The organism is Amycolatopsis sp. NPDC005232, assembly GCF_040607795.1.
Lineage (GTDB): Bacteria > Actinomycetota > Actinomycetes > Mycobacteriales > Pseudonocardiaceae > Amycolatopsis.
In genome coordinates this window covers 71,948-94,905 of record NZ_JBEXHL010000008.1, presented here as the reverse complement: position 1 = coordinate 94,905, position 22,958 = coordinate 71,948, and the positions used below count along the sequence as shown (strand labels likewise).

Below are 22,958 nucleotides of genomic sequence, written 5' to 3'. Positions count from 1 at the left end.
GCCCTTCCGTCACGTTTCCGATCACCCTTAGGGTCGTGCTCAGCCACGTCGGAAAATTCCCGTGACGTGAGTAAAGGGAGGAACGATTCATGAGCAAGTCTTCGTCGCGCAGGGCGGTTCGCACCGCGCTGGCGGCCGCGGTGCTGGTGCCGTTCGCCGCGGTGTTCGCGGGGGGCACCGCGGCGGCGTCGCCGGCCGCGGACTGGACCCGGCCGGGGTCGGTTTTCGTGGGCACCAACCACAACAACAGCAGCGACCCGAGTGAGCCGGGCAACCAGATCGCCTACTACCACCGCGCAAGCGACGGCAAGCTGACGCTGGTCGGCACGTTCGCCACCGGTGGTCAGGGGTCGGGTCCGGGTCAGCGCTTCGCGGGTGACGGCCTCGGTTCGGGCAATTCGGTCCGGCTCACCGCCGACCACCGTTTCCTGCTGGTGACCAATGCCGGGAGCAACACCCTTTCCGTGTTGCGGATTCTGCCGGATCGCCTGCAGGTGGTCGACGTCGTACCGACCGGCGACGGTTCTTCTTCGCAGCGTTTCCCGAACAGCGTCACGCAGCACGGAAACGTCGTTTACGTCCTCAACGCTGCGGGCCAGGGCAGCATCACCGGCTTCCGGCTCGGGCTCGACGGCCGGCTCACTCCGATCGCCGGCTCGACCCGGCAGCTGAAGGCCGCTCAGGACCGCTTCGCGCCCGACGCGCTGAAGGACCCGACGCAGGTCGCGTTCAGCCCGGACGGGCAGCACCTGCTGGTGTCCATCAAGGACGGCCCCACCAACGACGTGATCCCGGGCGCCAACCCGACCGGGCCGGGCCGCGTGCTCACCTTCGGCGTCGACGGTGCGGGACGGCCCAGCAAGGACTTCGTCCGCACCGACTTCGATAACCGCGGCCCGTTCGGGTTCTCCTTCGACAAGGCGGGCAATGTCGACCTCGCCGAGTTCGTCGGCGGCGGCGTGGAGGACGGGCACCCGACCGGCGCGGCGGGCAGCTACCGCCTCGGCCGCGACGGGCACTTGACCCCGATCAGCACGGCCGTGGCCGACCACCAGATCGACACCTGCTGGGTCGTCAACAACGGCAAGTACGCCTTCGGCTCCAACTACACCTCCGGCACCATCTCCAGCTGGAAGGTGAACCCCGACGGCAGCCTCACCCTCCTGCACGAGGTGGCCGGCACCACGGACAAGTCGGCGAACAGCCAGGGCAGCACCCCGCTCGACCTGGGCGTGAGCCCGGACGGGAAGAACCTCTACAACGTCCTGCCCGGCTCCGGCAAGCTCGCCGCCTGGTCGATCGGCGCGAACGGCGAGCTCACCAAGATCGGTGAGTTCGGCGGCCTGCCCCAGACCGTGAACGGCGACCACGCGCCGAGCGACTTCAGCGCGCTCGGCAGCCCCGCGGGCATCGACGTGAGCTGACCCCACGCCCGGGATGGCCACCGAAAACCGGCCATTCCGGGCCTGGTCCGTGAAAACCCCGCGGCCCACTGGGGTCGCCGGCTCGGGTGTTCCTCGATGCGACGGCGCCGCCCACCGGGGCAGGGTCGGCCCGTACCGCGTTGTCCACACTCGTGCGCAAAGGGCCTTCAATCATGGAAACCGTCGAAAATTCGCTCCAAGCCGACCTCCTCGTGGTCGGCTTCGGCAAGGGCGGCAAGATCACCGCCGGTACCATGGCCCGGCTCGGGAAGCGGGTCATCGTCGTCGAGCAGTCGCCGGAGATGTACGGCGGCACCTGCCCGAACGTCGGCTGCGTGCCCACCAAGGCGCTGGTGCACCGCTCCCGCAACCGCCGCCCGTCCGACTCGCCGCAGGAGTGGTACGAGCGGGCCGTGGGCGAGGTGCACGCGATCACCTCGCTGTTCAACAAGGGCAACTTCGACGGGATGGACGGCCTCGAGACGGCGTCGGTCCTCACCGGGCACGCCGTGTTCACCAGCCCCGACACCGTCCTCGTGGACACCGCCGACGGCCCCGTCACCGTCCGGGCCGAGCACATCCTCATCAACACCGGCTCCACGCCCGTGATCCCCGACCTGCCGGGCCTGCGCGAGAGCAAGTACCTGGTCACCAGCACCGACCTCATCCACCGCACCGAGCTGCCGAAGCGGCTGGCGATCGTCGGCGGCGGCTACCTCGGCATCGAGTTCGCCGCCATCTACCGGCAGTTCGGCTCCGAGGTCACGCTCTTCGAGTCGACAGCGCGCATTCTCGACCACCTCGACGACGACGTGCAGGCCGTGGCCGAGAAGATCCTCGTCGACGAGGGCATCGAGATCGTCACCGGCGCCAATGTCACGGGCGTCGAGGACGGCGACGGCGAGGCGATCGTGCAGTACATGCACGACGGCCGCGAGCGCACCCTGGCCGTGGACGCGGTCTTGTCCGCCGCCGGCCGCAAACCGGCCACCGAGGGCCTCGGCCTCGCCGCGGCGGGCGTCCGCGTGACCGCCCGGGGCGCCGTGGAGGTCGACGAGCACCTGCGCACCAGCCAGCCGCACATCTTCGCGCTCGGCGACGTCAACGGCGGGCCGCAGTTCACCTACGTCTCCCTCGACGACAGCCGCATCGTGCTAGATCAGCTGCGCGGCGAGGGCAAGCGCACCACGACCGACCGCGTCGCCGTGCCGCGGACGCTGTTCATGACCCCGCCGTTGGCGATGGTCGGCCTCACCGAGCGTGAGGCGCGTGACGCGGGCCACCGGATCAAGGTCTCGAGCCAACCGGTCGCGGAGATCATCGCGATGCCGCGCGCCTACGTCGTCGACGAGACGCGCGGCGTGATGAAGTTCGTGATCGACCTCGACACCGACGAGATCCTCGGCGCCTCGCTGCTGAGTGTCGACGCACAGGAGCTGATCAACACCGTGGCGCAGGCGATGCGCCACGGCATCAAGGCCGCGCAGCTGGGCGAGGCGATCTACACGCACCCGTCGTCGACGGAGGCGTTCAACGATGTGATCTCCACGGTGGTCCGGAGCGACGAGAAGTAGCCGCCACACGCAGAAACGCCCCATATCGTCCACAAAGGATGGTGTGGGGCTTTTCTTTTCCCGCCACCACAACGCACTGGGGGGTCGGGCCCGGGTGCACCCGGACGCGACGCGGGCGCCGCGCGGGCAGGCTCTCACGCGACGACCGGAAACGGAGAACCCACATGCCAGGTATGCAGGCCGCCGGCCACCTCTACCTCCAGACCAACGAGGTCAGGAACGCGATCATCCACTACGCTCGAGGGGCCGACGGCGCCCTCACCGAGGTGGAGCGCGTGCCCACCGGGGGTGGCGGGTCCGGGGTGTACAAGCCGATCAGCGGTCAGGAGAGCGCGCCGAACGCCTTCGAGGCGGCGGGCAGCGTGATCCTCACGGCGGACCAGCAGTTCCTGTTCGCCACCAACGGCGGCGACAACTCCGTCTCCAGCTTCTCCGTCGGCAGCGACGGCAAGCTGACGCTGCTCGACGTGAAGCGCACCGGCAACATCGTGGCCGGCCGCAGCGGCACCGCGAAGTCGCTGGCGTTCTCGCCGGCCACCAGCACGCTGTACGTGCTGCACTCGTTCGGCCCCGACCACGTGCGGCTGATGACCGTGGACCCCGAAGGCCGGCTCACCGCGCGGCCCGAAGGCTACACCGTGAACACGCCGGACAAGCCGCTGCGCGTGTCCACGATGGTCGTGCTCTCGCCGGACGAGCGGTTCCTCGTCGTCGGCACCACGTTCGACCAGCCGGCCGCGGCCAACCCGGACGGTTCGCCGATCCTGTGGGCCGACCAGCCGGACGGCTCGAAGAAGTCGGTCGCGTCCAACGCCCCCGACCCCGACGGCATCATCGTCTTCCCGCTGCAGCACGACGGTTCGCTGGGCGAGGGCATGTTCCAGGACGGCGGTGGCGGTTCGCCGTTCTACCCCGCGTTCCTGCACCACCGCCCCGACCACTTCGTGATCGGCTACGCCGTGGCCGACGGGGTCGCGCTGGCCAAGCTCGACGACCGCGGCCAGATCGGCACCGGACCGGTCGTGAAGATCGACACCAGCGCGGGCCTGCCCTCGGAGCTGTGCTGGCTCGCGGTTTCGCCCGACGACAAGTGGATCTTCGCCACGAACTTCGGCTACAGCAACATCTCCTGCTTCCGCATCGACGGCGACGTCGTCTCGCTGGTGCACGACAACGCCTGCCCGAAGGTTCCCGGCGACGGCACCTTCCGCGCGCTCAACGGCACCGTCAGCAGCGGCCCGAGCGACAACTGGCTGACCCCGGACGGCACCCACCTGTACCAGATCTATGCCAACGCCTCGAAGCTCGTGGGCTACGCGGTGCAGTCCGACGGTTCGCTCGTCGAGGTCACCGCCGCGGAGATCCCGTACAACAGCCCGCAGGGCCTGGCCGGGTTCTGAGCGTGACGGCGGGTGAGGCCGGCCAGGCGCGCATCGAGGCGACATTGTCGTCGCTGATGCTCAGCCCCCGGGAAATCGAGAAGCTGGTGATCTACCAGGTGGCCGAGCTGGCTCGGCGGCGCAAGGACCGCGGTCTGAAGCTCAACTTCCCGGAGTCAATCGCGCTGATCACCGAGGCGCTGCTGGAGGCGGCCCGGGACGGCCGGTCGGTGGCGGAGGTGACCGAGCTGGGCAAGCAGGTGCTCACCCGTGAGGACGTGCTGTCCGGCGTGCCGGAGATGGTGAACGTGGTGCAGGTCGAGGCCACGTTCCGCACGGGTACGCAGCTCGTGGCCGTGGCCAACCCGATTCCGTAGGAGCACAGGATGATTCCAGGCGAGTGGCTGCTGGCCGACGAGCCGATCGAGCTCAACGCCGGCCGGCGCACCGCGCGCCTGCCGGTGCGCAACACCGGTGACCGGCCGATCCAGATCGGTTCGCACTTCCACTTCTTCGAGGTGAACCGGGTGCTGGACTTCGACCGCCCGGCGACGCTGGGCATGCGGCTCAACGTGCCCTCGGGGCAATCGATCCGCTTCGAGCCCGGCGACGAACGCGACGTCGAGCTCGTGGAGTTCGGCGGTGCCGGGCGGGTCGTCGGCTTCAGCGGTCTGCTCGACGGTGGTTTCGCGGTTCGCGGAGCGGCGGCCCGGGCCCAGGCGCGGGCCGCCGAGCGCGGCTTCACGGGAACGGGGGAGCAGTCGTGACGACGGTTTCGCGGCGTCATTACGCGTCGCTCTACGGACCGACGGCGGGCGACCGCTTCCGCCTGGCCGACACCGAGCTGCTCGCCCGGGTGGAACGCAGTCTCATCCTCCCAGGTGAGGAAGCGATCTACGGCGGCGGCAAGTCCATTCGGGACGGGATGGCGCAGGCACCCGGCGTGCGCAACGCCGACGGCGCCCTGGATCTCGTGATCACCTCGGTGATCGTGTTGGACGCCGTGCTCGGCATCCTCAAGGCGGACATCGGTGTGAAGGACGGGCTGATCGCCGGCATCGGCCAGGCCGGCAACCCGTACGTGCAGGACGGGGTGTCGCCCAGGCTGGTGATCGGGCCGGGCACGGAGGTGATCTCCGGCGAGGGCCTCGTCGCCACCGCCGGGGCCATCGACACCCACGTGCACTTCCTGACGCCGGCCCAGATCCCGCACGCGCTCGCCAGTGGCGTCACCACGCTGCTGGGCGGCGGGACCGGGCCGGCCGACGGGTCCAAGGGCACGACCTGCACGCCCGGTCCGTGGAACCTGGCCCGGATGTTCGAGGCGACGGCCGCGCTGCCGGTCAACATCGGCCTGATGGGCAAGGGCAACAGCAGCCGCCCGGAAGGCCTGCGCGAGCAGGTGGAGGCCGGCGCCTGCGGGCTGAAGGTCCACGAGGACTGGGGCGCCACCCCGGCGGCGCTGGACTGCGCGCTGTCGGTCGCCGACGAGTACGACGTGCAGGTGGCGCTGCACGCCGACACCCTCAACGAAAGTGGCTACCTGGCCGACACGCTCGACGCGATCGACGGCCGGACGATCCACAGCTACCACACCGAGGGCGCCGGCGGCGGCCACGCGCCGGACATGATGGCGATCGCGTCGCTGCCCAACGTGCTGCCGTCCTCGACCAATCCGACGCGTCCCTACACCACGGACACGACGGACAACCTGTTCTACATGACGATCGTGACGCACCACCTCAACCCCGACAACCCCGAGGACGTCGCGTTCGCGCAGTCGCGGATCCGCGCCGAGACCGAGGCGGCCGAGGACGTGCTGCACGACCGAGGGGTGCTGAGCATGTACTCCTCGGACGCGCAGGCCATGGGGCGCATCGGCGACACCGTCACGACGTGCTGGCGCACCGCGGACAAGATGAAGAAGCTCACCGGCAGCCTGCCCGGGGAGGCCGCGGGCGACGACAACCAGCGGATCCTGCGGTACCTCGCGAAGCTCACGATCAACCCGGCGCTGGCGCACGGCATCGGCCACGTCGTGGGCTCGCTGGAGCCGGGCAAGCTCGCCGACATCGTGCTGTGGCCGACGAACACCTTCGGTGTCAAGCCCAAGTACGTGCTCAAGGGCGGGTTCGTCGCGTGGTCGGTGATGGGTGACGCCAACGCGTCCATCCCGACGCCGGAACCGGTGCTGCTGCAGCCGATGTTCGCCGGGCTCGGCAAGGCGGTGGGGCGCACGTCGATCACGTTCCTTTCGCGGGCGGCGCAGGAGAGCAAGCTGTTCGAGCGGCTCGGGATCGACCGGTGGACCGAGGCTGTGCGCGGATGCCGGACGGTGGGCAAGGCGCAGATGGTGCGCAACGAGCTCACGCCCGACATCGCGGTGGACCCCGAGACGTACCAGGTCACTGTGGACGGTGAGCCGGCCGTGGTGGCCGCGGTCGACGAGGTGTCCATGTCGCAGCTGTACTACATCGTCTGACGGGCGGGATCGTCTGATGTGCGCGCCTGTCCGATGATCGGGATCTGCTGATGCCGCCGTATCTCGGGGGCGCCGACTGGCTCACGGGCTTCCTGTCCGTGCTGCAGCTGAGCGATTCGGCGTTCCCGAGCGGCCGCTACACGCTGTCCTACGGCCTGGAAACCCTGGTGCAGTCTGGTTTCCTGGCGACGCCGAGTGACCCGCGGGTGCTCTCGGCGCTGCTGCGGGACCAGCTGCTGCTCGGGGTGGCGCCGTCGGACGGGGTGGCGCTGGCGTGCGCCCACCGCGCCACGGCGTCGGGGGACTCCCTCGACCTCGAGTTCGTGACCCGAGCCGACGAACGGCTGACCGCGGTGAAGCTGGCGCGGGAGGCGCGGGAGACGTCCACCCGCACGGGGCGGGCGCTGCTGCGGATCGCCGGGTCGGTGTTCCCGACCGAGGCGTTGCGGCACTACGCCGACTGTGTCGCGAAAGGACGGTCGCCCGGCAACCACGCGGTGGTGCTGGGAATCCTGAGCGCGTCGGTGGGTGTGCCGCGGCTGGAGGCGGTGGCGGGGGAGCTGTTCGCGTTCTCCGCGGCCTGGGTCGCGGCGGGCGTGCGGCTGGCCGTCACCGACCACAGCACCGCGCAAGCCGTGCTCCACGACGTGCGGGCCGCCACAGCCGAAGCGGCGATGTGCGCCGTGGACAAGGACCCCGACGCCATCACGAGCTGCACGCCGCTGCCGGACGTGGCGGCGATGCGGCACGAGGAAACGCAACTGCGGCTGTTCGCCAGCTGAGGGAAGGAAAACCATGGAGCCCCACCCGCATTCGCACGACCACTCGCACTCCCACGCGGAGTTCTCCGCCGTGCGCACCCCCGGCATCGCCCGGATCGGCATCGGCGGCCCGGTCGGGTCAGGCAAGACGGCGCTCATCGAGGCTTTGGTGCCGATGCTGATCGCGGCCGGCCACCGCCCGCTGGTCGTCACCAACGACATCTTCACCAGCGAAGACGCCCTGCACGTGCGGCGCACCCTGGCCGGCGTGCTCGCGCCGGAGCGGGTTGTCGGCGTGGAGACCGGTTCGTGCCCGCACACCGCGGTGCGCGACGACCCGACCATGAACCTCGACGCCGTCACCGAGCTCACCGACCGCTACCCCGACGCGGACGTGGTCCTCGTCGAGTCGGGCGGTGACAACCTGACGCTGACGTTCAGCGCGGCGCTGGCCGACTACTTCGTCTTCGTGATCGACGTGGCGCAGGGAGACAAGATCCCGCGCAAGCGCGGCCCGGGCGTGACCCACTCCGACCTGCTGGTGATCAACAAGGTCGACCTGGCGGACCTCGTCCGGTCCGATCTGGCGGTGATGGACCGCGACGCCGGCGCCGTGCGCGAAGGCCGCCCGTTCGTGTTCACCAACTGCTTCACCGGTGAGGGGCTCGACGAGGTGACCCGCCGTGTCCGCGACGTGATCGGCCGGTTCGCGCCCGCAGCCGAAGTGGGATGACCCGTCGCGACGACCCGGCGTGGTGCACGCCGGCCCGGTTGCCCGAGGAGCTGCTCGGCTTCGACGGGCCCATCCGCGACGGCCTCGGCGTCGGGGCGCCCGGCAAGCTCGGCGTGCTCGACCTCGCGCTCGCCCCGCGCGGTGGCACCACCCGGGTCGTCCGGCAGTACCAGCGCGCCCCGCTGCACATCTACCGCCCGATCCACCTCGACCCGCTGCGGCCGGACATGGCCTTCGTGTTCCTGCAGCAGCAGGGCGACGGCTTCGTGCAGGGCGACCGCTACCGCATCGACGTCGACTGCGCCCCCGGCTCGGCCGTCCACCTGACGACGCAGGCGTCCACCAAGGTCTTCGGTGCGCGCGACAACTACGCGACGCAACTGGTGAACCTGACCGTCGGGGCCGGCGCGGTGCTGGAGTACCTGCCCGACCCGGTCGTCCCATTCCGCGGCTCGCGCCTCTTCCAGCGCACGGCCGTGAGCATCGCGCCCGACGCGACGGTGATTCTCGGCGAGATCCTGCTCCCGGGCCGCGTGGCGCGGGGCGAGGCCCACGTCTACGACCTCTACTGGGCGGAGCTGGAAGCCCGCACCCCCGACGGCGCGCTGCTGTTCACCGACACCTTGCGCCTGCGCCCGGGCGGTGCCGGCGACCCCGCCTCACCCGCGACGCTGGGCGGGTATCAGGTCGTGGCGAGCCTGTACGTGGTGTCGGACCGGATGCCGCCGGCCGAGCTTGTGACCGCGCTGCGCGAGGCCCTGGCCCGGGTGCCGGACGTCCTCGCCGGCGTCTCCGAGCTGCCGGCCGCGTGCGGCGTGGGCGTGCGGCTGCTGGGCCACACCTCCCAGTCGGTCCAGGCCGCGATGCACGCCGCGTGGGACCGCGCGCGCCTCGGCCTGCTGGGCGCGCCGGCACCCGACCTGCGCAAAGGCTGAGCTCACGGGTGGACGTTGGGGGCAGGCAGGCGTATGCGTCTTGCGCGCACCCCGGGTCTGCCGGGCTGAGCGAGTTCACCCTGTGGGGGATGACCTGGCTGAGGGCCGGGGCCGGTGGCCCGGGACGTGCAGATCGGCCATAAGGCTGTGCGCCACGGGCCTTGCGGCCCCGGATCGCCTCAGTGAGCGACCGACCCGAGATCGGCGACTGCCGCCCTGGCGCTGCCGGCACGACCACACCCCCTGCAGCCCCGACCTCACCACCCTCCACGAGAAGACCGCTTGGCATAGGGCTCTCAGTCGTCCGCACAAACGGCCAGGACCAGGTGCAGCTCGGTGCGCGTGGTGATGGACAGTTTGGTGAACACCTTGTGCAGGTGGTACTCGACCGTGCGTGGGCTGATGGACAGGGCGGTGGCGATCTCGGGGTTGGAGCGGCCGTCGCGGGCGAGCGAGGCGATGCGGCGCTCCTGCGGCGTCAGCTGGGAGCTGGTTTCCGGCACCCGGCGGCGCGCACGTTCGCCGGTGGCGAGGAGTTCGCGCATGGCGCGGGCGGCGAAGGCTTCGGCGCGCATGGCGAGGAACGCCTCGTGGGCGGCGCGCAGGGGGCCTCGTGCGTCGACGCGCCTGCCGCGGCGGCGGAGCCACTCGCCGTAGAGCAGGCGGGCGCGCGCGAGGTGCGGGGTGATGCGGGAGCGGCCCAGGCGGTCGATGGCTTCCGTGTACAGGTCTTCCGCTGCTTGGCCGTCTCGAAGCAGCGCGCGGGAACGCGCGTCGACGCCGAGGGCCCATTCGGTGCCGCTGAGGCAGGCACGTTCGGAGAGGCGGTCGGCCGCCGCCGCAGCGGCGGTCAGGTCGCCGGAGCGGACGGCGCCTTCGACGAGCTCGACGAGGGACCAGCCTTGGAGCTCGATGCCGTCGCGGTCGAGGACGTCGCGGGTCGCGTCGGCTGCTTCGGCGTACGCGGTGAGGCCGTTGCGGAGCACGGCGGTGGCGTAGCGGGCGGTGGTGCGGGCCATACCGCCGTTTTCGAAGCAGGACTCGGCGAACGTCGGCAGCTCGTGCCCGCGCCACGCGGCCAGCACGCAGGCGGCGTGCGGGAACGACGGGGTGCCGGAGAGCCGGGTGAGGGATTCCGCTTCGGCCACCAAGGACTCCGCGACGGCGAATTGTCCGAAGTGGACTTCGGCCAGTGCGCGGTGGGTGAGGACGTACGGCAGGATCGTGCGGGCGCCCGTCTCGCGCGCGCCGGCGAGTTCCCGCCGGGTGAGGTCGTGCCAGGTGTCGTCGTCCCACAGGTCCGGTGCGACGAGGCAGGCCAGCAGCCGGGAGCGGGCGTCGTCTTCGTGGTCGTTGTCGAGGGTTTTCAGCGCGAGCTTGAGTGGCTCGACCGCGGCCGCGTAGCCGGCGGTGCAGCGTTGCGCGACGCCTTCGAGCAGCCGGTCCGAGCTCGTCGGCCGGTGGGTGGCCAGGCGTGCGAGCACAGCGTGGACGATGTCGACGTGGCCGGTGAAGATCGCGGCGCCCAGGGCTTCGAGGTACGCGGGCCTCGCGAGTCGGGGTTCGCACACCTCCAGGTCCTGGGCCGACGTGAGCAGCCGTCCGACCGCGGGCCCGCCGCGGCCGGAGTCGAACGCCATGCGGGCGCGCACCCGGTTCGACCGCGCCCGGGCGGCGACGCCGGGGGAGCCCAGCTCCGCGACCGCCAGCAGGCGGACCGCCGCGTCCACGGCTCCGGCCGCGTGGTGCGCGTCGGCCGCCGCGATGGCCCGCTCGGCGCGCAGCCGCGGGTCGGCGGTGCGCAGCGCGGCGTGCTCCAGGAAGGCGGCCGCGGCCGGCAGCCCGCCCCGGCGTCCGGCCTCGTCGGCGAGGCGGGCCAGGGAATCGGCGACGGCTTCGGCCGGCTCGACCGTCGCGTGGGCGAGGTGCCACGCGCGCCGGTCGGGTTCGAGCTGCGAATCGGTCGCGAGGGCGAGGGCGCCGTGGACCAGGCGGCGTTCCGCACCGGACGCGAGGCCGTAGACGCATTGGCGCAGGCGGGGTTCGCGGAAGGTGACCCACGCGCCGAACGACACGAGGCCGGCCGTTTCGAGCGGCTCGGCCGCGTCCGGTCCGATCGCGAGCCCGGTGGCCGCCTGCCACAGCCGGACGGGCTCGCCGAGCGGTTCGGCGGAGGCGAGGATGAGCAGGAGCCTGCTTTCCGGTGTCAACGTTGTCGACGAGCCGGCGATTTCGGGACAGGACAAGGGAACCACGCCGTAACCGCCGGCGAGGCCGGCCGCCGGGTGGACGGCGTCGAGCAGCAGCCGCGGATTTCCCCGGGCCTCCGCCACGACGCGGTCGAGCACGGCGTCGTCCAGCGGCGCGGCCGGCGCGGACCTGAGGAGCTCGCGAGACTCGGCATGGCCCAAGGGTTCGAGGCTGAGACTCGGCAGGTCGGCGAACCGCTCTCCGCGTTCGGCGAACACCAGCGCGACGGGCACCGGCCCGAGCCGCCGGGCGACGGCCGCGAGGACGGAGGCCGAAGCCTCGTCCAGCCACTGCGCGTCGTCGATCAGGCACAGCACCGGCTGCTCTTCTGCCGCCAGCGCCAGCAGCTCCACCACGGCGACGCAGACGGGGAGCCGTTCGGGCGCGGCACCCGCGCGGAGTCCGGCGGCCCGTTCCAGCACCTCGCGCCGGTGCGCGTGCAGCCGGGCGAGCTCGGCGGGCAGGGCCGACCACAGCAGGTGCAGCGCGGCGTACGGCAGGTCCGCTTCGGCGGCGATCCCGCGGACGTCCACCACCCGGTGCTCGCCGGCCGCGTTCGCGATCTGCGTGAGCAAGGCCGTTTTCCCGAGTCCCGCCGCGCCGCGGACCACGACCGCGCCGCCGCCGGTCAGCAGGTCCTGGAGCCGGGCGCGTTCGGCGGCGCGTCCGACGAGGGGGAGCGTTGCGTTCATCGGGCGGTGGCCTCGATTCCGTGCTGGTGCTCGGTGAAGGCCAGGTGCAGCTCGGTTCGCGACGTGATGCGCAGCTTCGCGAAGACCTTGCGCAGGTGGTACTCGACCGTGCGGGGGCTGATCGACAGCGCGGCGCCGATCTCCGAGTTGGTGAGGCCGCCGCGGGCGAGCGCGGCGACCCGGTGTTCATGCCGGGTCAGCGCCGAGGTGGTGACCGCCGGGCTCTCGCGTTCGCCGATCGCGAGCAACGCGCGGTCCGCGAAGGCCGTAGCCCCCATGCGGAGGAACTCATCGTGCGCGGCGCGCAACGGCTCACCGGCTTCCTCGTCGCGTCCCTGCCGGCGCAGCCATTCCCCGTAGCCGAGCCGAGTGCGGGCCAGAAGCGGCCGGATCCTCGTCCGGGCCAGCCGTTCGATCGCTTCGAGGTACAGGCATTCGGCCTCGGGGCCTTCGGCCGCAAGCGCACGGGACCGGGCCTGGGCACCGAGCGCCCAGTCCGTCCCGCACCGGTCGGTGCGGTCGACGAGCACCTCGAGCGCCGTCGTCGCGATGTCGAGCCGGCCCGCGCCCACGGCGGCTTCGACCAGCTCGACCAGCGCCCAGCCCGCCGTCGCCAGTTCGTCGCGCCCGACGACATGCTGTGCCGCGGCGAGTGCCCGCGGGTAGTCGCCGACGGCGTTGCCCGCCACCGCGGTGGCCAGCTCGCCGCACGTGCGGGCGAGTCCGTGGCTGGTCGGGCCGCCGAACTTCTGACCACGCCAGGCGGCGACGAGCACAGTCGCGTGCTCCAGCGGTGCCTGGCCCAGCTTCGTGCTCATCGTGCGAGCCTCGTCGTCCAGCGCGGCCGCCTCGGTGAGATTGCCGGTATGGACCGAAAACAGTGCTCTTCCGGCCAAGACATCCGGCAGGGCGCCGGGATCGGCCGCTTCGCTCACCAATCGGTGCCACGCCTGGTCGTCCCACAGTTCAGCGGCGGCGAGCCCGGCCGGCCACGATGGCCGAGCGGTTTCGAGAGCTGTGGTCAGCGGCCCGACGGCAGCGTCGAAACCTTCGGTGCCGCGCAGAATCAGCGCGGCCCCGAGTCCGTCGTCGTGGCTGGGCGGCATGGCGGCGAAATCGACGCCGGTGAGGACGGCGGCGCCGAGCGCGTCGAGACACGCTTGGCTTGCCGGGCCGAAGGGGAGGCTGTAGCGGGTCGCTCGCAGCAGTACTTCCGTTGCGGAGGGGGTGCGGGTCGAGATGAACGTGAGCCACGCTCGCAGCCGAGTGGCTTCGGCCCGTTGTGCCGGTTCGAGGGGGCCGACCATCGCGTCCAGCAGCTGAAGCGCGTTTCCGGGCTGCCCGGCGTCGAGTTCCGCTGCGATCGCGGCCAGAGTGCGCTCCGTCCGCAGGGCGCGGTCGGAGGTGAGCGTGGCGGCGACACGCACGAACGCGGCCGCCGCGCTTTGCCCGCCACGCTTGCGTGCCGAGGGCACCTGTGCGAGCAGGCCGTCGGCTGCCGCCGGATCCGGGCCCGGCACCGAGTGGGCGCGGTGCCAAGCCCGCCGGTCTTCTGACGTCGCCGTGTCAGCCAACGCTCGATGGACCGTGCGCCGCTCCGCAGGCGTGGCCCGGTGATAAACCCAGCCGCGCGCTGCCGGGTCGGAGAACGTGACCCACTCGCCGAACGCGAGCAACCCGTCCTGCGCGACCGCCGGGATCCCCAGCCGCGCGGCGGCCCGCCACAGCAGAGCCACCTCGCCCGTCGGATCCGCGGCGGCGGCCAGCAGCAGCGTGCGGCCGTCCGGGTCGAGGCGCAGCACCCGCTCCTGGGTATCGGCGTCCGGGTTCCCGTCGGGCAGGCCGAATCCACCGGCCGGCGCGAAGGCCGGCACAGCCGAAAGGATCGCTCGCGGATTCCCCCGGGTCTCCGCGACGAACCGTTCGACCACGTCCTCGTCCACCGGACCCGGCACCAGCGAATCGACCAGCGCGCGAGCACCGGCCCGGCACAACTCGGACACCACCAGCTCCGGCAGGGCCTCCAGCCCACCGGCCCCTGTGCGCTCCGCGAAGAGCAGCACCACCCGTCGCCCTGGCAATCGCCGTGCCACGAAAGCCAGAGCGCGCGCCGAAGGCTCGTCCAGCCGGTGTGCGTCGTCGACCACGCACAGCAACGGGGCCGCGGCCGAGACGAGGAACGTCGCTGCCACCCCGACCTCGAACGGATCGGAGTCCTCCGTGACCGCACGCAGTGCCAGCGCATGGTGCGGCATCAGCTGCCCGAACACCCCTTCGAGCGCGGTCGACAGCTGCCGCAGCCCCGCGTACGGCCGCGTCCCGGACGAGCCCACATGGACCACCCGGTACCCGCGCGTTCGCGCGACGACGTGTCGCAGCAACGCAGTCTTCCCCACACCAGGAGCACCCCGCAGCACGAGCGCGCCGTGGCCGCCCCGCACGTGCTGATCGAGCAGGTGGACTTCGGCGGCACGGCCGTGCAGAGTGACGTCGGTTACTACACTGGCCGGGTTCGGGTCGGGCACGGCATCGACGCTCGCGGGTCCCCGGCCGCTTCGAACCCGGGCCGCCCCGGGCACGACCCCGGGACCCGGGCGAACTCGGGCGAACTCGGGCGAACCGGGCGACACCGGTGAACGCTGTGTACCCGGCGCTGTCCGATGATCGGGATATCCTGCGGGCGCCCGCTGGTCGCCGTGACCGGAAGGGAAGAGCGAGCACACGGGCAGGTGGGTGAGTGCTGGACCGGCGCGCGGAGCGCGAGACCCTCGACCGGCTGCTGGACTCCGTCCGCGCCGGCAAGAGCCAGGTGCTCGTGCTGCGCGGCGAAGCGGGTGTCGGCAAGACCGTGCTGCTCGACCACCTGGCCCGCCAGGCCGCCGGGCTCCGCGTCGCCCGCGCCGGGGGCGTCCAGTCCGAAATGGAGCTCGCGTTCGCCGGCCTGCACCAGCTGTGCGCGCCGATGCTCGACGGCGCCGAGACCCTGCCGGACCCGCAGCGAGTGGCGCTGCGGACCGCGTTCGGCCTGAGCCCGGGCCCCGCGCCCGACCGGTTCCTCGTCGGCCTGGCCGTGCTGGGTCTGCTGGCCGAGGAGGCGCGAAACCGGCCGTTGCTGTGCGTGATCGACGACGCCCAGTGGCTGGACAGCGCTTCCGCGCAAGCCCTCGCCTTCGTCGCCCGCCGGCTGGTCGCCGAGTCGGTCGCGCTGGTGTTCGCGGTGCGGGAGCCGGCCGCGGCCACGGAGCTGACGGGCGTCGCGCAGCTCGTGGTCGAGGGCTTGCCCGACGCGGCGGCCCGCGACCTGCTCGACTCCGTGCTGCGCCTGCCCGCCGACGACCGCGTGCGCGACCGGATCGTCGCCGAGACCCGCGGAAACCCGCTGGCGCTGGTGGAGCTCTCGCGCGGGCTGAGCCTGAAGGAGCTGGCCGAGGGGTTCTCCCTGGCCGGGGCGACCACGATCCCGCGCCGCATCGAGCAGCGCTACCAGGCGCGGCTGGCCCAGCTCGACTCCGACACCACGCGCTTGCTGCTGATCGCCGCACTGGAACCGCAGGGCGACCCGGTGACGCTGTGGCGTGCGGCCGGCCTGCTCGACATCGGCGCCGAAGCGGCGGAACCCGCGCTGGCGGCCGGGCTGATCGAGATCGGCACCCACGTGCGCTTCCACCACCCGCTGGTGCGCTCGGCGATCTACCAGGCCGCGGCGCCGAGCGAGCGGCGCCGGGCGCACTGGGCGCTCGCGCAGGTCACCGACCCCGAAACCGACCAGGACCGCCGCGCCTGGCACGCCGCGCAGGCCGCCGAAGCACCCGCGGAAGAGGCCGCCGAAGAGCTCGGCCGGGCGGCGTGCCGGGCGCAGTCCCGGGGCGGCATGGCGGCCGCCGCGGCGATGCTGGAGCGCGCGGCGGAGCTGACGGCGGACCCCAAGACCCGGGCGAAGCGCACCCTCGAGGCGGCCCACGTCACGCACGTCGCGGGCGCGCCGGAGGAAGCGCTGCGGCTGTTGTCGATCGCCGAGGCCGGCCCGCTCGACCGGCTCGAGAAGGCCGAGGCCGACCTGCTGCGCGGCCGGATCTCGATGACCGTCAACCGCGGCCCCGAGGCACCCCGGCTGCTGTTCGCCGCGGCCCGTCAGCTCGAGGAGCTGGACGTGCGGCTGGCCCGCGAGACCTACCTCGACGCGCTGCTGGCCGGGATGTTCGCGGGCGTGACCGACGCCGACCTGCGTGAGGTCGCCCGAGCCGCGCGTGCTGCACCGCGGTCGCCGCAGCCGCCCGGCCCAGCCGACCTGCTGCTCGACGGCCTGGCGATCCGGTTCACCGACGGCTTCGCAGCCTCGCTGCCGATGCTGCGGCGGGCGCTGAGTGCGTTCCGCACCCCCGACTTGTCGCTGAAAGAACTGCACTGGCTGTGGCTCGCCCACATCATGGCGGGGAACATGTGGGACGAGCAGACGCTCGACACCGCGCGGCACCTGCAGCTCGCGCGCGACAAGGGCGCGCTCAACACTCTGCCGCTCGCGCTCGCGTCCCACATCGGCGCCCACGTCTACGCGGGTGACCTGGTCACCGCGGCGCACCTGCGCGACGAGCTCGCCGAGGTGTCGCGGGCGACCGGGATTCCGGCGGCGACGTACGGGACGCTGCTGCTGGCCGCGTGGCGCGGGCGCGAGGACGAGGCACGCGACGTGATCGCGCGCACCGAAGCGGAGGCAGTGCGGCGAGGGGAAGGGTTCGGGCTGCTGATCGTCGGGTCGGCCCGGGCGGTGCTGTGCAACAGCCTCGGCCACTACGCGGAAGCGCTGGCGTCGAGCGAAGACGCGCGCCGCCGGCCGCCGGTGATGGGCGTGGAGCCGTGGCTCGCGCTGGTGGAGCTGATCGAAGCCGCCACCCGGCTCGGCAGGACCGAGGCGGCCGAGAACGCGTTCGCCCGGCTCGTGGAGACCACCCGCGCCAGCGGCACCGACTGGGCGCTGGGCGTCGAAGCCCGCTCACGCGCGTTGCTGGCCACCGGCGAAGACGCCGAGAGCGCTTACCGCGAGGCCGTGGACCGCCTGTCGCGCACCCGGATCCGGGGCGAGTGCGCGCGGGCGAGACTCCTGTACGGGGAGTGGCTGCGCCGCCGGCGCCGTCGCGCGGACGCGCGGGAACAACTGCGCGCCGCCCACGACATGTTCACCGAGATGGGCATGGAGGCCTTCGCCGAACGCGCGGGCCGCGAGCTGCGGGCGACCGGCGGCACCGCGCGCAAGCGTTCCGTCGAGACCGGCACGGAGCTCACCGCGCAGGAGGCCCAGATCGTGCGGATGGTGCGCGAGGGACTGTCCAACGCGGAGATCGGCGCGCGGCTGTTCCTCAGCCCGCGCACGGTGGAATGGCACCTGGGGCGGATCTTCGACAAGCTCAACGTCACGTCCCGGCGCCAGCTTCAGAGCTGAGCGGGCTCCTCCAGCGCCGCGAAGCCCGACACGTCCACGCAGTTGATACCGCGCTTCTCCACGATGACCATCAGGATCGCGTCGCAGTGCCGGCAGCGGGCCACCACACCCGGCGCATCGCGGTAGACCCGCAGCTGCGCCAGGAGTTCGGTGGCGCCGCACGACGCGCAGGTTCCGCTCGCCGTGGTCATCTCGCCGCCGAACACCGCGTTGAGGGTGCCGGCGATGGCGTTGCCGTCGAACGTCGTCATGGTGTCCCCGTTCCGCCGAAGCGTTCGGTCCGGATCCGCTCGGGCCGGTGACCGAGGTCGACGAGCGTGTTCGCCACCGTCTCGACGAACCCGGTCGGCCCGCACACGTAGACCAGGGGCTCCTCGGTGGGCGGCAGGCCGGCCCGAGTGAGGAAGTCCCGGTCGATCCGCCCGTGCTCGCCGATGCCCGAGTTTTCGCGAGTGAGTGTGACGCGGATGTCGATCCCGCCGCGTCCCCCGATCCGGGTGAACTCGTCGGCGTAGATCAGCGTTTCCCGCGACCGCGCCGAATACAGCAGCCGCATCGGCACCGTGCTGCCCGCCGCGGCGTGGTGGCGCAGCATCGAACGGAACGGCACCACGCCGGAGCCGCCCGCGACGAGCAGCACCGGACTGTCGCACCCGGACTCCCACACGAAGTGCCCGCCGACGGGGCCGCGCAGCTCCACCTCGTCGCCGACGCGCAGCTCGTCGACGAGGTAGGGCGAGACCTCGCCGTCGTCGAGCCGCTCGACCGTGAGCACCACGTGGGGATCCTCGGGCGCCGAGGCGATCGAGTAGCTGCGCTCGGCCTGGTAGCCGTCCTCGGCGGTCAGGCGCACGTCGACGTGCTGGCCGGCGCGGTGGCCCGGCCAGTCCGGCAGGGCGAACGCGATGCTGCGGGTGTTCGGCGTCTCCGGGACGACGCCGGTCACCGTGGCCTGCTGCCAGGTCAGTCGCCGGCGTAGCGCTGTTCCCGCCATGGGTCTCCGTAATTGTGGTAGCCGTAGCGCTCCCAGAAGCCGGGTTCGTCCTGCTCGCGCAGGTCGAGGCCCCGCACCCACTTGGCGCTCTTCCAGAAGTAGAGGTGGGGCACGAGCAACCGAACCGGGCCGCCGTGTTCGGGTTCGAGCGGGGCGCCGCCGAACTCGTGGACCAGCCAGGCCTTGCCCCCGGTGAGGTCGGCTAGCGGCAGGTTCGTGGTGTAGCCGCCTTCGCTGAACACGATCGCGTAACCGGCCCGGGTTTCCACACTGTCGAGCAGCGTGTCGAGCGAGACGCCGGTCCACGTCGTGTCGAGCTTCGACCACTTGGTGACGCAGTGGATGTCCACGGTGATCGACTCGGCGGGCAGCGCGCGCAGCGCGTGCCAGGTCCAGGTGACGGGCCGCTTCGCGGCGTCGCGGACGGTGAACGTCCAGTCGTCGGCGACCACCTTCGGCGTCGGCCCCGCGGAGAGCACCGGGAACCCCGGCGTCACGTACTGCCCGGGCGGAACCCGCGCCGGGTCGCCCTCCTCGCGGCGCTTGCCGCGGAAGTTGCGGGTGAAGGCCATCAGGCGCACCTCCCGTGCCCGGCTGCTCCGAGTTCCATGCAGCGCAGCGTTTCTCCCCGGCCCCGTGCTTCGCGTCGGGGAATCCCCGGGTGGACCCACCGGGGCGCGCGGGACTGGGGTCCCACGCCCGGGCTCACCCCGATGCGACGGGCCGCGGTGCCAGGGCACCCTGGCGGGCAAGGGGAGTAGTCGGGGAGGAGTGAAGGGGTGACCGGCACGATCGGCTCCCGGGCCGGCCTGCGGGTGGTGGTCACGGGGGTGCTCGAGGTCCGCGCCGCGCAAGACGGGCGGCTCGACCTGGCCGTCGTCCTGGACGGTTCGGGGGACTGCGTCGCGCTCGAATTCCCGTCGGACCCCACCGCGCTGACCCGGGCCAGCATCCTGCGCCCGGTGACCGCTTCGGGCTGGCTGCGCCAGGCCGGCAGGCGCTGGATCCTGCATGTGGAGTGGTTGCGTCCGGTGCGGTGCGGTTAACCCCTCGATGGGACCGGAACGCGACCTCTCACGGGCTACTGAACCACGCGATTCGTAAGCCGTCTCCCGGCTGGAACGCTCTCGCGGGCGTTCAGGCTCTTCAACGGAAAGTGTCGCTGACGTGGTACGCGAGTGAGATCGCGGACGGCCAGCCGACGGACACAAAGGCGCCCAGAACCGATCGAACGGCGGTCAGCAGTTCGTCGTCGGCCATGACGGCGGAGCTGAATTCCGTGAAATAGCGTTGAACCAAAGAGATCGTCTTGTCTGCCGCCAAGGTGTCGTAGGTATATTCGTCGCCGTTTCCGAAGGCGGCGGCAACAACGTGGAACACGCGTGCGGGAGAGTCGGCCGCCAGGTGTGCCGACGTCTCGACGACGACATAGGTAAGGGCCGGATACTTGAATTGCGCCAGCTTCTCAAGGACGACCCGCGCTTCCTCGGTGAATCCGGGGTCCGGCGGCGACGGAGTTTCGTCACCTGGCGCGTATGCGCCCGACGCGTAATAGAGGGTGTGGGCCGCGGTGTCGGCCAGCTGGAAGACTTCAGCCTGGTCCTCGCCGAACTCTCGCAGCGTGGTCAGCCTGCTGACAGCGACATCCAGGTGTCCCTGTTCGGCGGGACCACGGCGACGGTGATGAGCGCGCTCGTCTCGGGCACTGGAGACCTCAACTGGCCCGCGTACTACCTGATGATCGCCGGCGTGATCGGCGGCATTTGTGTCTTCTTCATGCGGGAGACGGCGCGCAAGCCGCTGCCGGGATCGGTCGCGCGAGAGGATTAGCCGGCGCAAGGCGTCACCCGTCCGGGCACAGCCGGTCACGCCTGAGCGGTCGCGGTAGGCCATCGTGGTCGTATGGACAACACCTTCGAAGGCCGCCTGCTCATCGGGGCGACCGGCTCGGCCGCGGTCGCGACACTGCCGATGTACCTCGGCGCGCTGCGGACGGTCTTGCGCGGCCCGATCACCGTGCTCATGACGCACACCGCGGCGACTTTCCTGCCCGCGCACACCGTCGGCCTGTTCGCCGACCGCGTGGTGACCGGCGCGGACGCGGCGACGTGGCCGGCCGACAACCACGCCACGCTGGCCGCCGGACACGACCTCACGGTGATCCTCCCGGCCAGCGCCCACACGCTGTCCACGGTCGCGGCGGGCGCCGCGCCCAACATGCTGGCCACGACCGTGCTGGCCGCCACGCACCCCGTGGCGTTCTTCCCGGTGATGACGGGGGAGATGTGGGCCAAGGCCGCGGTGCAGCGCAACGTGACCCAGCTGCGGGAAGACGGCTACCACGTGTACGACCCGGCGTCCGGCCCGCGCTACGACGTGGCGACCGGCGCGTTCGTCGAGAGCCCGCAGCCCCCGCCGCCGCCCCGGTTCCTGGAGATCGTGCGCGAGCTGATGGGCTGACTCTCAGGGCCGGTTCGCCCGGAAGGTCCCCGGTGTCGTGCCTTCGACGGCGCGGAACGCCCGGTGCAGCTGGGCCGCGCCACCGAACCCGGACTGCGCGGCGATCGCGGCCAGCGGCAGGTCCGGCCGGTCACGCAGCAGCCGCCGCGCGCGGGCCACGCGCAGGCGCCGGATCAGCGCGGTGAGCGACTCCCCGTCGTCGGCCAGCGCCCGGAACATCGACCGCCGCGACAGCCCGCACCCCGCGGCCACCGCGCCGGCGTTCAGCGCCGGATCGGCGAGGTGCTGCCGGACGAACCGGTGGATCCGTTCCCGTGACAGCGTGGCCGACGTCGGAGTGGTGCCGCGGGCGGCCCAGTCGAGGGCCGTTTCCAGCAGGCCGACGGCGTGCGGCAGCAGCGCGGCGGCCACCTTCGGGTCTTCGCGCTGCTGCCGGGCCAGCCCGGCGAGGAACTCGGCGACGAGCCGGCCGGGGCCGCGCCCATCGAGCTCGACGGCCGTGACCCCGGCCGCGACCCGGGCGGGCAGGAGCGTCCGCGGCACCCGAAGGATGACCTGGGAGAACGCTCCCGCGAACTCGAGCCGGTAGGGCCGCGTGCTGTCCAACACCGTCATCGTGCCCGGCTCCAGCGCGGCCGTCCGCCCGTCCTGCTGCGCCAGGGAACGCCCGCCCGTTTGCACGTTGACCAGCAGGTACTCCTCCGGGTCGCGCGCGATCAGCCGTTTCGTGCGCGCCACTTCCTGCGGGCCGGAGGCGACCGTCGACAGCCCGACGCCGTCGAGTGCGGCGTGCTCGAGCCGGCCCGTGAACGGCGCCTCGCCGGTCGCGCGGGCCGAGACCTGCACGAGGGCGTCGCAGATGACGTCGGACCAGTACCCGAACGCATCGGGCGCGGCGACGTCCTCTGTGGACCAGGACGAGGGCTCTTCCACCTTGCGATGGTGACACAGGTCCAGTGACCGGACTCCGGGAGGACACGCCGCCGGGCGGGCTTGATCGACGGGCCGGAACGCCGAAGCCGGTGTCGATCGCGGTCGACCCCGCACCCCCCTTGGGCTAGAGTGCGGGCAACGCCTGCGCGCGATGCACCAGACCGGAGACGACCCGGTTTCTCCCGCCGCGCAGATCTTGCGACTCAGAGCCGGCAACCGCGTGCTCAGCGAGCGACTCGCCCAGACCACTGGCACGGCGACGCCGGAACCTCCATCACTTGCCCGCCACGGCGCGACGTGGTCTTCGTCCGTGCCGACAGGTGCGCCGAGAACCGAAACCGCAAGTACACCGGGCAGATCCACTCCCACCAGCAGAATCGAGCCGACAATGACATGGTCCATGCCACCGATCACCACCGGCACCGAACGCCGTTTGCTCGAGAGCATGCTCGACCGCAACCGGGCCGAGTTGGTCAGCACGGTGCGCGGCCTGTCCGAAGCCGAGGCTCGCCGCCGCTTCGTTGCGTCGCTGACCACCCCGATCGGATTGGTCAAGCACGCCGCGGTCGCCGAACGGATCTGGTTCCAGCACGTCCTGGCGGGTCTGCCCGAGAGCGAATGCGACGGCGGCACGACGCCCGGCGACGCCAGTTTCATGGTCGACGACAACGAAAGCCTGTCCGACGTGATCTCCGAATTCGAGCGCGCCGCCGAGCGTTCCCGCGTGATCGCCGCCGAGCTCGACCTCGACGACATCAGGACACACCCCCGTGTCGGCGACGTCAGCTTGCGGTTCGTCTACCTGCTCGCGATCGAGGACTTCGCGCGTCACGCAGGCCACGGCGACATCCTCCGTGAGCAGATCGAGCATCCCGCCGCACTCGGCCGGCCACAGTGACCTTCG

Annotated in this window: 19 protein-coding genes and 1 pseudogene; 13 read left to right on the top strand and 7 right to left on the bottom strand. The window is 71.9% G+C overall.

The window, feature by feature from the left end:
• The first annotated feature begins 89 nt into the window (after positions 1–89).
• The 9 genes and pseudogenes from ABZU76_RS17335 to ABZU76_RS17295 all read left to right on the top strand — a co-directional run bounded on the left by ABZU76_RS17335 (position 90) and on the right by ABZU76_RS17295 (position 9,288).
• Positions 90–1,424 (top strand): beta-propeller fold lactonase family protein, encoded by a 1,335-nt coding sequence (locus ABZU76_RS17335; RefSeq protein ID WP_354870292.1) that lies wholly within the window; start codon positions 90–92, stop codon positions 1,422–1,424.
• Positions 1,425–1,597: 173 nt separating this feature from the next.
• Positions 1,598–2,998 carry an FAD-dependent oxidoreductase gene (locus ABZU76_RS17330; protein WP_354870290.1) on the top strand — a complete coding sequence of 467 codons (1,401 nt, stop codon included), beginning with the start codon at positions 1,598–1,600 and terminating at the stop codon, positions 2,996–2,998.
• A 164-nt stretch (positions 2,999–3,162) separates the two neighbouring features.
• Entirely contained in the window at positions 3,163–4,398 is a 1,236-nt protein-coding gene (locus ABZU76_RS17325) for a beta-propeller fold lactonase family protein (protein ID WP_354870287.1), read from the top strand.
• A 53-nt stretch (positions 4,399–4,451) separates the two neighbouring features.
• The gene (locus ABZU76_RS17320; protein ID WP_354870839.1) at positions 4,452–4,754 is read left to right on the top strand and encodes an urease subunit gamma; all 303 of its coding nucleotides are present in this window, start codon (positions 4,452–4,454) and stop codon (positions 4,752–4,754) included.
• A gap of 9 nt (positions 4,755–4,763) precedes the next feature.
• Positions 4,764–5,060, top strand: a pseudogene (locus ABZU76_RS17315) (urease subunit beta); the annotation flags it as partial.
• Positions 5,061–5,140: 80 nt separating this feature from the next.
• A complete protein-coding gene (gene ureC, locus ABZU76_RS17310; protein WP_354870284.1) occupies positions 5,141–6,859 on the top strand; it encodes an urease subunit alpha in 1,719 nt (572 codons plus the stop codon).
• 50 nt (positions 6,860–6,909) lie between these two features.
• Positions 6,910–7,641, top strand: coding sequence for an urease accessory UreF family protein (locus ABZU76_RS17305; protein WP_354870281.1), 732 nt, complete (start codon positions 6,910–6,912; stop codon positions 7,639–7,641).
• A gap of 13 nt (positions 7,642–7,654) precedes the next feature.
• Positions 7,655–8,353 carry an urease accessory protein UreG gene (gene ureG / locus ABZU76_RS17300; RefSeq protein ID WP_354870279.1) on the top strand — a complete coding sequence of 233 codons (699 nt, stop codon included), beginning with the start codon at positions 7,655–7,657 and terminating at the stop codon, positions 8,351–8,353.
• The gene (locus ABZU76_RS17295; protein ID WP_354870277.1) at positions 8,350–9,288 is read left to right on the top strand and encodes an urease accessory protein UreD; all 939 of its coding nucleotides are present in this window, start codon (positions 8,350–8,352) and stop codon (positions 9,286–9,288) included. Before ureG ends, ABZU76_RS17295 begins: the two co-directional genes overlap by 4 nt.
• Before the next feature lie 296 nt (positions 9,289–9,584).
• Here ABZU76_RS17295 and ABZU76_RS17290 read toward each other — a convergent pair whose 3' ends face one another.
• Positions 9,585–12,230, bottom strand: a complete 2,646-nt coding sequence (locus ABZU76_RS17290; RefSeq protein ID WP_354870275.1) for an AAA family ATPase — start codon at positions 12,228–12,230, stop codon at positions 9,585–9,587.
• Positions 12,227–14,755 (bottom strand): LuxR C-terminal-related transcriptional regulator, encoded by a 2,529-nt coding sequence (locus ABZU76_RS17285; protein ID WP_354870273.1) that lies wholly within the window; start codon positions 14,753–14,755, stop codon positions 12,227–12,229. The genes ABZU76_RS17290 and ABZU76_RS17285 overlap by 4 nt, the downstream gene beginning before the upstream one ends.
• 212 nt (positions 14,756–14,967) lie before the next feature.
• Between ABZU76_RS17285 and ABZU76_RS17280 the strand changes: the two genes are divergently transcribed.
• Complete coding sequence (locus ABZU76_RS17280) at positions 14,968–17,667, top strand: AAA family ATPase (RefSeq protein WP_354870271.1); 2,700 nt, start codon at positions 14,968–14,970, stop codon at positions 17,665–17,667.
• Here ABZU76_RS17280 and ABZU76_RS17275 read toward each other — a convergent pair.
• The 3 genes from ABZU76_RS17275 to ABZU76_RS17265 are packed head-to-tail and all read right to left on the bottom strand — an operon-like array spanning position 17,658 to position 19,233.
• Entirely contained in the window at positions 17,658–17,918 is a 261-nt protein-coding gene (locus tag ABZU76_RS17275; RefSeq protein ID WP_354870269.1) for a DUF6510 family protein, read from the bottom strand. The genes ABZU76_RS17280 and ABZU76_RS17275 overlap by 10 nt on opposite strands.
• Complete coding sequence (locus ABZU76_RS17270; RefSeq protein ID WP_354870266.1) at positions 17,915–18,661, bottom strand: ferredoxin reductase; 747 nt, start codon at positions 18,659–18,661, stop codon at positions 17,915–17,917. The genes ABZU76_RS17275 and ABZU76_RS17270 overlap by 4 nt, the downstream gene beginning before the upstream one ends.
• The gene (locus tag ABZU76_RS17265) at positions 18,631–19,233 is read right to left on the bottom strand and encodes a sulfite oxidase-like oxidoreductase (RefSeq protein WP_354870264.1); all 603 of its coding nucleotides are present in this window, start codon (positions 19,231–19,233) and stop codon (positions 18,631–18,633) included. Before ABZU76_RS17265 ends, ABZU76_RS17270 begins: the two co-directional genes overlap by 31 nt.
• A 207-nt stretch (positions 19,234–19,440) precedes the next feature.
• Here ABZU76_RS17265 and ABZU76_RS17260 point away from each other — a divergent pair, with 207 nt between their 5' ends.
• Positions 19,441–19,707: a hypothetical protein gene (locus tag ABZU76_RS17260; protein WP_354870262.1), complete on the top strand. Its 267-nt coding sequence runs from the start codon at positions 19,441–19,443 to the stop codon at positions 19,705–19,707.
• A gap of 100 nt (positions 19,708–19,807) precedes the next feature.
• Here the strand turns inward: ABZU76_RS17260 and ABZU76_RS17255 are convergent, their stop codons facing one another.
• Positions 19,808–20,554, bottom strand: coding sequence for a hypothetical protein (locus ABZU76_RS17255; RefSeq protein WP_354870259.1), 747 nt, complete (start codon positions 20,552–20,554; stop codon positions 19,808–19,810).
• A gap of 9 nt (positions 20,555–20,563) precedes the next feature.
• On the opposite strand from ABZU76_RS17255, the gene ABZU76_RS17250 reads away from it, so the two are divergent.
• On the top strand, positions 20,564–21,121 hold the full coding sequence (locus tag ABZU76_RS17250; RefSeq protein WP_354870256.1) for a flavoprotein: 558 nt from the start codon (positions 20,564–20,566) through the stop codon (positions 21,119–21,121).
• Between the two features lie 3 nt (positions 21,122–21,124).
• Here ABZU76_RS17250 and ABZU76_RS17245 read toward each other — a convergent pair whose 3' ends face one another.
• Positions 21,125–22,054 (bottom strand): AraC family transcriptional regulator, encoded by a 930-nt coding sequence (locus ABZU76_RS17245; RefSeq protein WP_354870254.1) that lies wholly within the window; start codon positions 22,052–22,054, stop codon positions 21,125–21,127.
• Positions 22,055–22,454: 400 nt separating this feature from the next.
• Here ABZU76_RS17245 and ABZU76_RS17240 point away from each other — a divergent pair, with 400 nt between their 5' ends.
• Positions 22,455–22,952 (top strand): DinB family protein, encoded by a 498-nt coding sequence (locus ABZU76_RS17240; RefSeq protein ID WP_354870251.1) that lies wholly within the window; start codon positions 22,455–22,457, stop codon positions 22,950–22,952.
• Positions 22,953–22,958: the final 6 nt, after the last annotated feature.